This is a genomic window from Streptomyces sp. NPDC006314 (assembly GCF_040613075.1).
Taxonomy (GTDB): Bacteria; Actinomycetota; Actinomycetes; order Streptomycetales; family Streptomycetaceae; genus Streptomyces.
In genome coordinates this window covers 166,526-178,933 of the sequence record NZ_JBEXRL010000015.1, presented here as the reverse complement: position 1 = coordinate 178,933, position 12,408 = coordinate 166,526, and the positions used below count along the sequence as shown (strand labels likewise).

11 protein-coding genes are annotated in these 12,408 nt (G+C 69.8%); 4 read left to right on the top strand and 7 right to left on the bottom strand.

Features of this window, described 5'->3' with window-relative positions; genetic code table 11:
- Positions 1 to 526 precede the first annotated feature (526 nt).
- On the top strand, positions 527 to 1,243 hold the full coding sequence (locus ABZ079_RS26095) for a transglycosylase SLT domain-containing protein (protein WP_356941872.1): 717 nt from the start codon (positions 527 to 529) through the stop codon (positions 1,241 to 1,243).
- Positions 1,244 to 1,382: 139 nt separating this feature from the next.
- Positions 1,383 to 2,696: an AI-2E family transporter gene (locus ABZ079_RS26090; RefSeq protein WP_356941871.1), complete on the top strand. Its 1,314-nt coding sequence runs from the start codon at positions 1,383 to 1,385 to the stop codon at positions 2,694 to 2,696.
- Between the two features lie 21 nt (positions 2,697 to 2,717).
- Here ABZ079_RS26090 and ABZ079_RS26085 read toward each other — a convergent pair whose 3' ends face one another.
- Together ABZ079_RS26085 and ABZ079_RS26080 are read right to left on the bottom strand one after the other, a co-directional pair.
- Positions 2,718 to 3,251: an alkyl hydroperoxide reductase gene (locus ABZ079_RS26085; protein ID WP_356941870.1), complete on the bottom strand. Its 534-nt coding sequence runs from the start codon at positions 3,249 to 3,251 to the stop codon at positions 2,718 to 2,720.
- Between the two features lie 3 nt (positions 3,252 to 3,254).
- On the bottom strand, positions 3,255 to 3,809 hold the full coding sequence (locus tag ABZ079_RS26080) for a peroxiredoxin (protein WP_356941869.1): 555 nt from the start codon (positions 3,807 to 3,809) through the stop codon (positions 3,255 to 3,257).
- Positions 3,810 to 3,942: 133 nt separating this feature from the next.
- Here ABZ079_RS26080 and ABZ079_RS26075 point away from each other — a divergent pair, with 133 nt between their 5' ends.
- On the top strand, positions 3,943 to 4,950 hold the full coding sequence (locus ABZ079_RS26075) for a LysR substrate-binding domain-containing protein (protein ID WP_356941868.1): 1,008 nt from the start codon (positions 3,943 to 3,945) through the stop codon (positions 4,948 to 4,950).
- A gap of 41 nt (positions 4,951 to 4,991) precedes the next feature.
- On the opposite strand, the gene ABZ079_RS26070 is transcribed toward ABZ079_RS26075, so the two are convergent.
- From ABZ079_RS26070 to ABZ079_RS26050, 5 genes are all read right to left on the bottom strand, one after another.
- Entirely contained in the window at positions 4,992 to 7,325 is a 2,334-nt protein-coding gene (locus ABZ079_RS26070) for an FtsX-like permease family protein (protein WP_356941867.1), read from the bottom strand.
- Entirely contained in the window at positions 7,322 to 8,020 is a 699-nt protein-coding gene (locus ABZ079_RS26065) for an ABC transporter ATP-binding protein (protein ID WP_356941866.1), read from the bottom strand. Before ABZ079_RS26065 ends, ABZ079_RS26070 begins: the two co-directional genes overlap by 4 nt.
- Positions 8,017 to 8,541 (bottom strand): PadR family transcriptional regulator, encoded by a 525-nt coding sequence (locus ABZ079_RS26060; RefSeq protein ID WP_356941865.1) that lies wholly within the window; start codon positions 8,539 to 8,541, stop codon positions 8,017 to 8,019. The genes ABZ079_RS26065 and ABZ079_RS26060 overlap by 4 nt, the downstream gene beginning before the upstream one ends.
- A gap of 94 nt (positions 8,542 to 8,635) precedes the next feature.
- On the bottom strand, positions 8,636 to 8,869 hold the full coding sequence (locus ABZ079_RS26055) for a hypothetical protein (protein WP_356941864.1): 234 nt from the start codon (positions 8,867 to 8,869) through the stop codon (positions 8,636 to 8,638).
- Positions 8,866 to 9,825 carry an SPFH domain-containing protein gene (locus ABZ079_RS26050; RefSeq protein WP_356941863.1) on the bottom strand — a complete coding sequence of 320 codons (960 nt, stop codon included), beginning with the start codon at positions 9,823 to 9,825 and terminating at the stop codon, positions 8,866 to 8,868. The genes ABZ079_RS26055 and ABZ079_RS26050 overlap by 4 nt, the downstream gene beginning before the upstream one ends.
- Before the next feature lie 231 nt (positions 9,826 to 10,056).
- Between ABZ079_RS26050 and ABZ079_RS26045 the strand changes: the two genes are divergently transcribed.
- Positions 10,057 to 12,405 (top strand): transglycosylase domain-containing protein, encoded by a 2,349-nt coding sequence (locus ABZ079_RS26045; protein ID WP_356941862.1) that lies wholly within the window; start codon positions 10,057 to 10,059, stop codon positions 12,403 to 12,405.
- Positions 12,406 to 12,408 lie beyond the last annotated feature (3 nt).

Here is a 12,408-nt window from a genome sequence, read left to right as displayed (position 1 = left end):
CGCATCAACCACAACCCACAACTGCCGTGGTCCTTCCTCGCCCACACCGGACTCACCATCCACCCACCCCACCCACCGAACTTACGAAAAGATCAGTAAGGGCATCCAAGCGGATATCTGGGCAGGTCCAGTTGGCGCCGCCCGGCAAAGGCACAGGAGCCTAGCCGGGCGGTGCCTTCGCGTGTGGTGGTTTCCTGAAATCAACAGGGTGAAACGAGATGTGAGCTTTCACACGCAACTCAGAATTGCCACCCGCCGTCCGGTTACGGCAGAGTCTCAGTCCTGTCAGGCCCCGCATACGGCACACGTGTACCCCTGGGGGTACCGCCCACGCCTCACGGCAGTGGGGGAGGTACCGCACCACAGCAGCACCATCAACTCCATAGCGCCGCCGTATGCCGCCCGAGCACCACGCGGCGCTCCCCTCGGGGGAGTTGCCCACCGGGTCCGTGCCTCCCGTGACCCCGCAGTTGGGAGGCCAGTGCCAGGGGCACGATTGCGTCCGCCAGGGTCACCGAAGCGGGCGATGCTGGAAGGAAACCGTGTGAGCCGGATTTCGGTCCGGGGATTCGCAGTGGCCTCGGCCACCGCGGTCACCGCCGTCGGAAGCGTTGTCGGCGTTGCCTCGGGTAGCACCGCGCAGACCAACGACGCCGAGGCGACGGCAGCCGACACCACGCTCCTCGCGGACATACCCGCGGGTCAGCAGGCGCAGGTGCAGACCGCGTCCCTGACGCAGCAGGCCGACGCACAGGCCGTCGCCGCGGACGCGAGCGCCAAGAAGGACGCCGAGGAAGCGGCCCGCAAGGCCGCCGCCGAGACCGCGATCGCGAAGAAGGAAGCCGCCGAGAAGGCGGCCGAGGAAGCCGCCAAGGAGCGCGCCGAGGCGAAGGCCGCGGCCAGCCGCGACGACGTCCGCGACTCCTCCAGCTTCCCCACCCAGAGCAGCTACTCCGTGGCGCAGATCCAGGCGATGGCGCGTCAGATGGTGGTCGGCGGCCAGTTCCAGTGCTTCAGCAACATCGTGGACCACGAGTCCAGCTGGAACTACAAGGCGGTCAACGCCTCCTCCGGTGCCTACGGTCTCTTCCAGGCCCTGCCCGCCGGCAAGTACGCCTCCGCCGGTGCCGACTGGCAGACCAACCCGGCCACCCAGATCAAGTGGGGCCTCAACTACATGAACAGCCGCTACGGCAGCCCCTGCCAGGCCTGGTCGTTCTGGCAGGCCAACCACTGGTACTAGGCCGCCCGGCCCCCGCTCGACCTCGCGCAGCCCCTTCCCGTCCCATGGTGAGGGGCTTTCGCCCTGTACGGTCGTATCCGAACGACTCCAGGGGGGAGTGGTGACGAGCACCCGGGGACGCGGGGGAAGAGGACGGATCATGTCGCGAGTGCCAGGGTGGCTCGGCCGGGTCGGGGCAGGTCTCACCGAGATGAGCGAGCGTCTGAACGAGCGCCGGGCCGAGGTGGAGAAGGAGCGCACCGAGTCCGAGCCGGCCGACGTGCCCCTGGCCTTGGACCCGGCACCGGCCGCTCGCCGGCCCGCGCCGCCGGCCGGCCCCCGCCCCGACCCGGCCGAGGCCGTGCCCTGGGGGGTCCGGGTCGCGGCCGAGGCCGGCTGGCGCCTGCTGGTCCTCGCCGGCACCGTGTGGGTGCTGATGCGGGTCATCAGCGCCGTGCAGCTGGTGGTGTTCACCTTCGTCATCTCCCTGCTGGTCACCGCGCTGCTGCAGCCGACGGTCGCCCGGCTCACCCGCCGGGGGGTGCCGCGTGGCCTGGCCACCGCGCTCACCGCCATCAGCGGCTTCGTCGTCATCGGCCTGATGGGCTGGTTCGTGACCTGGCAGGTCATGGAGAACATCGACACGCTCTCCAGCCAGATCCAGAACGGCATCGACGACCTGCGCAACTGGCTGCTGAAGAGCCCCTTCCACGTCACCGACAAGCAGATCAACCAGATCGCCCAGAACCTCCGCGAGGCGATCGGCGCCAACGCCGACCAGATAACGTCCGCGGGCCTGGAGGGCGTTCAGGTCATCGTCGAGGCCCTCACCGGCATTCTGCTGGTGTTCTTCTCGACGCTGTTCCTGCTCTACGACGGTAAGCGCATCTGGCAGTGGTTCCTGAGGCTGGTGCCCTCCGCCGCCCGCCCGGGCGTGGCCGGCGCCGGCCCGCGCGCCTGGCGCACCCTGACCGCCTACGTCCGCGGTACGGTCCTGGTCGCCCTCATCGACGCGATCTTCATCGGCATCGGCATCTACTTCCTCGACGTGCCGATGGCCGTCCCGCTGGCCGTCTTCATCTTCCTGTTCTCCTTCATCCCCCTGGTCGGCGCGGTCGCCTCCGGCGCGCTGGCGGTGATCGTGGCGCTCGTCACCCAGGGTGTCTTCACGGCGGTCATGACCCTCGCGGTCGTCCTCGCGGTCCAGCAGATCGAGGGCCACGTCCTCCAGCCGTTCATCCTCGGCCGGGCGGTCCGTGTCCACCCGCTGGCGGTCGTGCTGACCGTGGCGGCCGGCGGCATGGTGGCCGGCATCGGCGGTGCGGTGGTGGCCGTACCGCTGGTGGCGGTGACGAACACGGTGGTGGGGTACCTGCGGCAGTATTCGCGGGACATCCAGCAGCAGCACGCCTCTCCCGAGCCCGCGGACGAGGCGGCGCCCGAGAACGCGGAAGACCCCGCCCACCAAGGGTGAGCGGGGTCCCGGCGGGGCGGCCTACTCGGCCAGCACAGCCTCTGCGTCGAGGGTGACGCCGACCGCCTGAACCACAGAGGCGATCTTGAACGCCTCCTGGATCACCTCGCGCTCCACGCCGGCCTTGCGCAGCACCTGCTCGTGAGAGTCCAGGCACATGCCACAGCCGTTGATCGCGGAGACCGCGAAGGACCACAGCTCGAAGTCGACCTTCTCCACGCCCGGGTTGCCGATGACGTTCATCCGCAGACCCGCGCGCAGGGTGCCGTACTCGTGGTCGGACAGCAGGTGCCGGGTGCGGTAGAAGACGTTGTTCATCGCCATCACCGCGGCGGCGGCCTTCGCGGCCGTGTACGCCTCCGGCGTCAGGTTCGCCTTCGCCTCCGGCTCCAGCTCACGCAGCACGATCGGGGAACGGGAGGCGATGGCGGTCGCCAGCACCGTGCCCCACAGCTGCTGTGCCGGCAGTTCCGAGTTGCCGATGACCGAGCCCAGGTTGAGCTTGAGGTCCTTGGCGTAGTCCGGGACGCGGGACTTCAGGGAGTCGAGCGACATGGGTCACTCACCAGCCAGCAGCGCGACCGGGTCGAGGGTCTCCTCGCCCTTGCTCCAGTTGCACGGGCACAGCTCGTCGGTCTGCAGGGCGTCGAGGACCCGCAGGACCTCCTTGGGGTTACGGCCCACGGAACCGGCGGTGACCATGGTGAACTGGATCTCACGGTTCGGGTCGACGACGAAGACGGCACGCTGCGCGAAGCCGTCCTCGCCCTCGATGCCGAGTTCGCGCATCAGCTCGTGCTTGGAGTCGGCCATCATCGGGAAGGGCAGGTCGGTCAGGTCCGGGTGGTCCTTGCGCCAGGCGTGGTGGACGAACTCGGAGTCACCGGAGAAGCCGAGGATCTGGGCGTCGCGGTCGGCGAACTCGTCGTTCAGCTTCCCGAACGCGGCGATCTCGGTCGGGCAGACGAAGGTGAAGTCCTTCGGCCATGCGAACACGACCAGCCACTTGCCCTCGTAGGACTTGTGGTGGATCTGCTCGAACTCCTTGCCCTTCTCCAGTGAGACGCAGGCGGTCAGTTCGAACTCGGGGAACTTGTCACCGACAGTGAGCACAGGCTCTCCTTGTAGCGAAGAAAAACCCCTTTTGAGGGTGTTTCCCATGGGTTGGACGTTGTCGATGTTGGCACAGGGTGCATTGATTAGGGAAATAGCTACACTCGGTCGTGTTGATCGGAGGTAGCTATCAGTGACTGTCAGTAATGGTAAGCGGAGGCAGCCGAGCCTCGCCCAGCTACGGGCCTTCGCCGCCGTGGCCGAGTATCTGCACTTCCGGGACGCGGCGGCCGCCATCGGGATGAGCCAGCCCGCCCTGTCCGGCGCGGTCTCGGCGCTGGAGGAGACCCTCGGGGTGACCCTCCTCGAGCGTACGACCCGCAAGGTGCTGCTCTCGCCCGCGGGGGAGCGTCTCGCCGTGCGGGCGAAGGCGGTGCTGGAGGCGGTCGGCGCGCTCCTGGAGGAGGCCGAGGCGGTCCGGGCACCCTTCACCGGGGCACTGCGGCTCGGGGTCATCCCGACCGTCGCGCCGTATCTGCTGCCCACCGTGCTGCGGCTGGTGCACGAGCGGTACCCGCACCTCGATCTGCAGGTGCACGAGGAGCAGACCGCCAACCTCATCGACGGCCTGAACTCCGGCCGGCTCGACCTGCTCTTGCTGGCCGTGCCGCTGGGCGTCCCGGGAGTCGTGGAACTCCCCCTCTTCGACGAGGACTTCGTGCTCGTCACCCCGCTCGACCACTGGCTCGGCGGCCGCGAGGGCATCCCGCGCGAGGCCCTGAAGGAACTCAACCTGCTGCTCCTGGACGAGGGGCACTGCCTGCGCGACCAGGCCCTGGACATCTGCCGGGAGGCCGGCCGGGAATTCAAAGGGGCGGGGCGGAGCCCCTCGGTTGAGGGTGGTGGTGGGCGACGGGAGGGCGCGCCGGTCACCACCACGGCCGCCGGGCTCTCCACGCTGGTCCAGCTCGTCGCGGGCGGTCTCGGCTGCACCCTGCTCCCGCGCACCGCGCTGAAGCTGGAGACGACCCGCAGCAGCCAGCTCCTCACGGGCTACTTCGCCGAGCCCGCGCCCAGCCGCCGTATCGCCCTGGCGATGCGGGCCGGGGCGGCGCGCGGCGCGGAGTACCGGGAACTCGCGGCCGCCCTGCGCGAGGCCATGCGTTCGCTGCCGGTGCGGGTGCTGGAGCGGGACGTGTGAAGGGCCCCTCCTGGCGGAAGGGCCCTTGGCGCACCGCGCCGCTACTCCGTGCGCAGCCCCTCCGGGCGCATCAGCCGAAGCAGTGGCGGCAGGCTCAGCAGGGTGACGGTGAGGACCACCGCGGCACCCGCGCCGGCCATCGACAGCACGCTCGCCCAGTCGACGGTCACCGGGGTGGCCGTCATCTTCAGCAGCACCGCGCCGAGGGTGAGGCCGACCGCCGAGGCCAGCAGCAGGCCGAGGGCGATGGGGAGCGCAGTCTGCCACAGCACCGACAGGCCCAGCGTGCGGCGCCGGGTGCCGAAGGCGACCAGCGACGACAGCAGCTTGCGCCGCTCGCGCAACTGCTCCAGCTGGGAGACCAGCAGGCTCGCCCCGATCAGCGCGAGGACGCAGACCGCGCCGATGAACAGGCCGGTGCGCAGCGAGGCGTACTTCGTGGACTGCTCGGTCGCCGACCAGTTCCAGACGTAGGAGAGGGGATCCAGCCGCGCGGCCGTGTTGCGTACCTGATCCTCCGCGTCCGGCACCGACGGATCGAGGCGCACATAGACCTGGTCGGACACCGTCGGGATGGCCTTCGCGGGCAGTGCGGACGGGGTGACCAGCAGGCCGTTGACGCTGCCCTGCAGCGAGTCCCTGCGGGCGGTCGCCCGGCGCAGGCCGGCCGGTACCGTCCAGGGGATCTCCCTGCCGCGCACGCTCTCGGAGAAGGTGGGGTCGAGGTAACCGCGCCGGCCCGGCCGCATGAAGACGCGCAGGGCGGCCTCGTCCTCCTCGGTGCTCACCGTGAACACGTCACCGTCCCGGCAGGACGGCAGACGGGCCAGCTCACGCAGGGCGGAGCAGTCGCCGACAGTGACGCTTGCCGAGGTGCCGGGGTCACGGCGCCGGTCGCCGAGCGTTCCGGTGGAGATCGCCACCGACGCCCGTACGCCCTTGGTGCGCTGGAACTCCCGCCCCGCGGACACCCCCTGCGGCCGATGGGACAGATCGATCTCCATCTGCGCACGGAGGGGGTCGCGGCCGGTGTCCTTGGTGTACTGGCTCTCCACGCCCGCGAACAGCATCTGCAGCGCGATCGCCCCGGCCACGGCCACCGCGATCCCGTTGACCATGCGGGCCGCCGTACCGCTGCTCAACTGCAACCGGCGAACGGCCAGTTGCCAGGAGACCGCACCGGATCCGAGCCGGGCGACGACCGCCTCCACGAGCCACGGCAGCAGCGCGGTCACACCGACCAGCAGCAGCATCACACCGCCGACGACCAGGTACTGGTTGAAGTCGCCGTGCGCGCGGCCGTTGCCGATCATCGGGTACAGCATCGCGAGGCCCGCCAGCGGCAGCAGCAACCGCCACCACAGGCGGCGCCGGGCCTGCCTGGCCGTGCGCACCACACCGAGCGGTTCCACGACCACCCCGCGCATGGCGAACAGCGTGACCAGCACGGCGGCGGTTGGGACCGCCACCGCGACCAGCGCGACGAGCACGGGGGAGGGGTTCAGATAGCTGGGGAAGAAGCTCTCGCCCAGCACCTCGACGGAGCCCGCCGCCTGCCGCCCGATCAGGAAGAACACCGTACCCACGACCAGCCCGAGCAGCGCCCCGGCCAGGGCCTCGCCCGCCGCGATCCGCCGGGTCATCCGGCTGTCGGAGCCCACCAGCCGCAGCGCGGCCAGCCTGCGGTCGCGCCGCTCGCCGCCGAACCGTACGGCCGCGGCGATGAACACGGCGACCGGCATCAGCAGCACGACGAACACGACCAGCATCATCATGATCAGCACGGGGTCCGCCCGCTCGGTGGTCGGGTGCGGATCGCCGAACGCGCTCAGCCGCACCACCCGCGTGCTGTCCGGCCTCGCGGTCAGTTCCCCGTTGCCCGCGTAGTAGGCCAGTTCGTGCGAGCCGATCAGCCCGCTCTCACCGATCGTCCCGGTGATCCGGTACGGGATCCGCTCCCGCAGCAGCTTCGCCCCGTCCGAGGAGAGCAGTTCCCGCAGCGTGGGTGAGACGACCATCTCGCCGTTGGCCGGAAAGCGGTCGACGCCCGGCGGCAGCGGCGCTCGCGGGCCCTCGGGCCTGAGCAGGCGGCCCCGGATGTCCTTGGACCGCCACCTGGTGTCGGTCGCGCTGACCAGCACGGTGTTCTCGCCCTTCGGCGGCATGGCCACGCCGTAGGTGAGATCCTGACGGGCCTGCTCGCGCTGGTGCCGCACGGTCAGCACGTTCGGCAGCGAGGTCGTCAGCAGCAGCAGGGCCACGCCCAGGCCGACACCGGCCGCCGTCAGCAGCATCCGGACCCAGCCCTCGCGCCCGCCGGTGAAGGCGAACCGGACCCCCATGCCCAGATCCCGGGCCCATTGCCGCACGTTCATATGGCCCGCTCCATGTCCCGGGACTTGCCGTCGCGTACGACGATCTCCCGGTCGGAGTAGGCGGCCACCCGGGCCTCGTGCGTGACCAGCACGACGGCCGCGTTGGTGGAGCGGGCCGCGTCGGTCAGCAAGTCCATCACGCGCTCGCCGTTGAGGGAGTCCAGCGCGCCGGTCGGCTCGTCGGCGAACAGCACCCGCGGCCCGGTGACCAGCGCCCGCGCCACCGCGACGCGCTGCCCCTGGCCGCCGGAGACCTCGCCGGGCCGTTTGCCCTTGAGGTCGTCCACCTCCAGGCGCTCCATCCAGCCGAGCGCGGACCGCTCGGCCTCCTTGCGGGAGGTGCCGTTCAGCCTGAGCGGCAGGGCCACGTTCTCCACGCAGGTCAGCTCGGGGACGAGCTGGCCGAACTGGAAGACGAACCCGAACTCGCTGCGCCGCAGCGCGCTGCGCTCGGTGTCGCTCATGGTCGCCAGCTCGCGGCCGGCGTAGGTGATCGAGCCGGAGTCGGGCGGCACGATCCCGGCGAGACAGTGGAGCAGCGTCGACTTCCCGGAGCCGGAGGGGCCCATCACGGCCACGACCTCACCGGGGTGGATGGAGAACGCGGCGCCGTCGAGGGCGACCGTCGGGCCGTAGGCCTTGCGCAGGTTCTCGGCGGCGAGCAGGGAGCCGGGGGGAGGCGGGGTGCTGGTCATACGGCCACCGCCGCACGGAGCTTGTCGAGGCGCGCCGCGGTCAGTTCCAGCCAGCGCAGGTCGGCTTCCAGGTGGAACAGGGCGTGGTCGCAGATCAGCTGGTCGGCGAGATCGCCCTTGCGCTTGCGGTCGGTCAGGATCCGCATGCTGCGCAGGTGCTCGGCGCGCTGGGTGTCGAGGATGTCGGCCGCGTCCCGGTGGGTGAGGAGCGCGAGGACGACCTTGGTGTAGAGGGTCGACTGGAGGTACTCCTCCGGCTTCTCCGGGGTGGCGAGCCAGTGCTCGACGTCGGTGACGCCGGCGTCGGTGATGGCGTACCGCTTGCGCTCGGGCCCGCCGCCCGCCTCGATCCCGTCGACTTCCACGAGGCCGTGCTTCAGCAGCCGGGACATCGTGGAGTAGACCTGGCCGTAGTGCAGCGGCCGGTCGTGACCGAACTTCTCGTCGAAGGCCCGCTTGAGGTCGTAGCCGTGGCGCGGGCCGGACTCAAGGAGCCCTAGGAGGGTGTGACCGATGGACATGCGGAGCACTCTACATACGGTGTATACGCAGGATGTATACACCGAGTGTGCAAACCATGGCGGGGGGTACGGTCCCGCAGGTGGGAGCCGTTTGTCACGGTTCTGAGACAGGCGGTCGGCCCCTGCGGGGCAACGGCCCGGTCTCCTTCGGCAGGCGTCCGGCCTCGGCCAGCGCCTTGCGCAGCAGGAACTCGATCTGGGCGTTCGCCGACCGCAGCTCGTCCCCCGCCCACCGGGCGAGCGCCTCGTACACCGACGGGTCCAGCCGCAGCAGCACCTGCTTGCGCTGCTGCGGTCGGCGCTTCGGATTCTCCGAGGAGTCCGTCACTGGTAAAGGGTCCCGGTGTTGAGGACCGGCTGCGGGGCCCGGTCACCGCACAGCACCACCATCAGGTTCGACACCATCGCCGCCTTGCGCTCCTCGTCCAGCTCCACGATGTCCCGCTCGGAGATCCGGGCGAGCGCCGCCTCGACCATTCCGACGGCGCCGTCCACGATCTGCCGGCGGGCCGCGACGACCGCCCCCGCCTGCTGCCGCTGGAGCATCGCCGAGGCGATCTCGGGAGCGTACGCGAGATGGGTGAAGCGTGACTCGATGATCCGCACCCCGGCCGCCTCCACCCGTGCCTGCAGTTCGACGGCCAGCTTCTCGGTGATCTCCTCGGCGTTGCCGCGCAGCGACAGGCCGTCCTCCTCGTGCGCGTCGTACGGGTACTCGATGGCGATGTGCCGTACGGCCGTCTCGGTCTGCGTCGCGACGAACTCGGAGAAGTCGTCCACCTCGAACACCGCCTGGGCGGTGTCCTGGACCTTCCAGACCACGACCGCGGCCAGCTCGATCGGATTGCCATAGGCGTCGTTGACCTTCAGGACGGCCGTCTCGTGGTTGCGCACCCGGGTGGAGATCCGGGTCCGGGAGGTGAAGGGGTTCACCCAGCGCAGGCCGTCCTGCCGGATCGTGCCCCGGTAGCGCCCGAAGAGCTGGACGACCCGCGCCTCGCCGGGCGCCACCGTGTTCAGCCCGCGCATCGCGATGACGGCGGCGAGGAAGACGAGGACGCCGGCGGCTATGAGTCCGCCCTTGGCGCCGGCGGCGGAGACCGCCGAGGAGACGGCGAACAGTGCGGCGGCGGCACCGAGCCCGAACAGTCCGAGCAGCAGGGCGAGCCCGCCGCCGATGCTGTGCGCGGTGAACTCCCGTACCCGTGGGGCGGGCATCTCGGGCACGTCGGCGGTGGCGGCCGCCGCCTGGGCGGGCTCGTGTGCGGGCTCGTGTGCGGACATGGGTGGCCCCCCGTTCTCGGTGGCGCTCCACTCGAAGCGCCTAGCTTGCTTCTAGCTAAGTGATATCACTTTAGCGTGTCAAGCAACCTTACGGCGCTCATACCCGTCGGTTCCCTTGGGGTGGGTGCTGATTGTCACGTCCGTAAAAGAGCGGATCGGACGCCCTTTGTCATATAGACGGGTGTTAGCTTTCGGAGCTGACCCCGAGAGCGGAAGCGAGCGTAGGGACCCATGGGACGAGCGGAAGAGAGACGAGCGCGACAGCGCGGTGGCCACCGCGCGGCGCCCAAGGGCCGCCGCTCCACGCCCTCGGCCGGCACCGGGGCCGCCCCGGCCGGCGGCAAGCCCGCCAAGAGCCTCATACGCCGGATATTCACCTGGAAGAAGATCCTTGGGACCTTCTTCGGGGTGTGCCTGCTGGGCATCGCGGGCTTCATCGGCCTCTACCTGTACGTGGACATCCCCGAGGGCAACGCCGCCGCGCAGCAGCAGAGCAACGTCTACAAGTTCAGCGACGGGACGATCCTGGCCCGCAAGGGCGAGGTCAACCGGGAGATCGTCGATCTGGCCAACGTGCCCCGCAAGGTCCAGCTGACCTTCGTCGCCGCGGAGAACAAGAGCTTCTACCACGACGTCGGCGTCGACTTCAGAGGCACGGCCCGGGGCCTGCTCAACACGCTGTCCGGCAAGGGCAAGCAGGGTGGTTCGACGATCACCCAGCAGTACGTCAAGAACTACTACCTCAACCAGGACCAGACCGTCACGCGCAAGCTGAAGGAAATGGTCATCTCGCTGAAGGTGGACCGCGAGAAGTCCAAGGACGACATCCTCGCCGGCTACATCAACACCAGCTACTACGGCCGCAACGCCTACGGCATCCAGGCCGCCGCGCAGGCCTACTACCACGTCGACGCCGAGGACCTGAAGGTCGAGCAGGGCGCCTACCTCGCGGCCCTGCTCCAGGCGCCGAACCAGTACGACTGGGCGATCGCCACGCCCACCGGCAAGCGGCTGGTCAAGGAGCGCTGGAACTACGTCCTGGACAACATGGTCGAGGAGGGCTGGCTGCCCAAGGCCAAGCGGGACGCCATGACGTTCCCGATACCCAAGGAGCCCAAGGGCGCTCCCGGCCTCGGCGGGCAGAAGGGCTACCTCGTCGAGCTCGCCAACCAGCAGCTTGAGCAGCAGCTGATGGATGAGGAGGGATTGAGCCAGGGCCAGGCGGCGAGCGCGGTCATCGACAAGGGCTGGACCATCACCCTCAACATCGACCGGAAGAAGCAGGCCGCGCTGGAGCGTGCCGTCAAGACGCAGCTGACGAGCAGGCTCGACAAGAAGCGGCGCAAGGTCGACGGCGACGTCCAGGCCGGCGCCGTCTCCATCGATCCCAAGACGGGCAGGATCGTCGCGCTGTACGGCGGGCAGGACTACTACCAGCACTACTTCAGCAACGCCACGCGCGCCGACTACCAGCCCGCCTCGACGTTCAAGCCGGTCATCCTCGCCGCCGCGCTTGAGCAGAACGCCACCACGCAGGACGGCAAGCCGATCACCGCCGACACGGTCTACGACGGCACCAGCCGCCGCCAGGTCCTGGACCACGGCTCCAGGGTCGGCTTCGCCCCGCCGAACGAGGACAACCGGGACTACGACAAGATCACCGTTCAGAACGCGATGAACGCGTCCGTCAACTCCGTCTTCGCGCAGATGGGCGTGGACGTCGGCATGGACAAGGTCATGAGCACGGCGAACAAGCTCGGCATGGACACCAAGGGCATGCAGGCCGTGCCCGCGCAGACGCTGGGCTCGATGGGCGCCAGCCCGCTGGAGATGGCCGGGATGTACGCCACCCTCGCCAACCACGGCGACAGGGTCACGCCCACCATCATCAAGGCGGCGGAGAAGAAGGGCCGTACGGTGCGCTTCCCGGAGGCGGTCGGCGGCTCGGTGATCAGCCGGACGAGCGCGGACACGGTGACCTCCGTGCTCACCGGCGTGGTCGACGACGGTACGGCCCAGGAGTCGGTGGCCGGCAACCCGCTGCGCAACGGCCGGCAGGTGGCGGGCAAGACGGGTACGTCCGACTGCAACCGCTCGGCCTGGTTCACCGGTTACACGCCCGACCTGGTCACCTCCGTCGGCCTGTTCGGCGAGGCGGCCAAGGCCGGCGGCACCGGGTGTGAGGGCGAGCCGGTCAAGAAGGGTGCCCAAGTCCCGCTGAAGGGCGCGATGGGCGGCGGCCGCGTGAACGGCGGCGGACCCCCGGCGAAGATCTGGGCCGCGTACACCTTCGGTGTGACGAGCCGGGCCAAGTTCGACCTGAACACCACCCAGGGCGCGGCCGTCGAGCCGACCCCGACCCCGACGTGGTCCCCGTCGCCGTCGCAGACTCCGTCACAGACGCCGAGCAGCAAGCCGCCGACGACGTCCCAGTCGCCGTCGCAGACTCCGTCGCAGACGCCGTCCCAGACTCCCTCGCAGACGCCGTCCCAGACCCCGAGCCAGACGCCGAGCAGCGGACCGCCGACGGACCCCATCACGGAGGATCCGCTCGACCCCGACGAAGACTTCGGTCCGTAGGCG

What these genes read in the sequence shown, in the direction of transcription:
- ABZ079_RS26095 (WP_356941872.1), top strand. Translation starts at nt 527, where the DNA reads ATGCTGGAAGGAAACCGTGTGAGCCGGATTTCGGTCCGGGGATTCGCA.
- ABZ079_RS26090 (WP_356941871.1), top strand. Translation starts at nt 1,383, where the DNA reads ATGTCGCGAGTGCCAGGGTGGCTCGGCCGGGTCGGGGCAGGTCTCACC.
- ABZ079_RS26085 (WP_356941870.1), bottom strand. Translation starts at nt 3,251, where the DNA reads ATGTCGCTCGACTCCCTGAAGTCCCGCGTCCCGGACTACGCCAAGGAC.
- ABZ079_RS26070 (WP_356941867.1), bottom strand. Translation starts at nt 7,325, where the DNA reads ATGAACGTGCGGCAATGGGCCCGGGATCTGGGCATGGGGGTCCGGTTC.
- ABZ079_RS26065 (WP_356941866.1), bottom strand. Translation starts at nt 8,020, where the DNA reads ATGACCAGCACCCCGCCTCCCCCCGGCTCCCTGCTCGCCGCCGAGAAC.
- ABZ079_RS26060 (WP_356941865.1), bottom strand. Translation starts at nt 8,541, where the DNA reads ATGTCCATCGGTCACACCCTCCTAGGGCTCCTTGAGTCCGGCCCGCGC.
- ABZ079_RS26050 (WP_356941863.1), bottom strand. Translation starts at nt 9,825, where the DNA reads ATGTCCGCACACGAGCCCGCACACGAGCCCGCCCAGGCGGCGGCCGCC.
- ABZ079_RS26045 (WP_356941862.1), top strand. Translation starts at nt 10,057, where the DNA reads ATGGGACGAGCGGAAGAGAGACGAGCGCGACAGCGCGGTGGCCACCGC.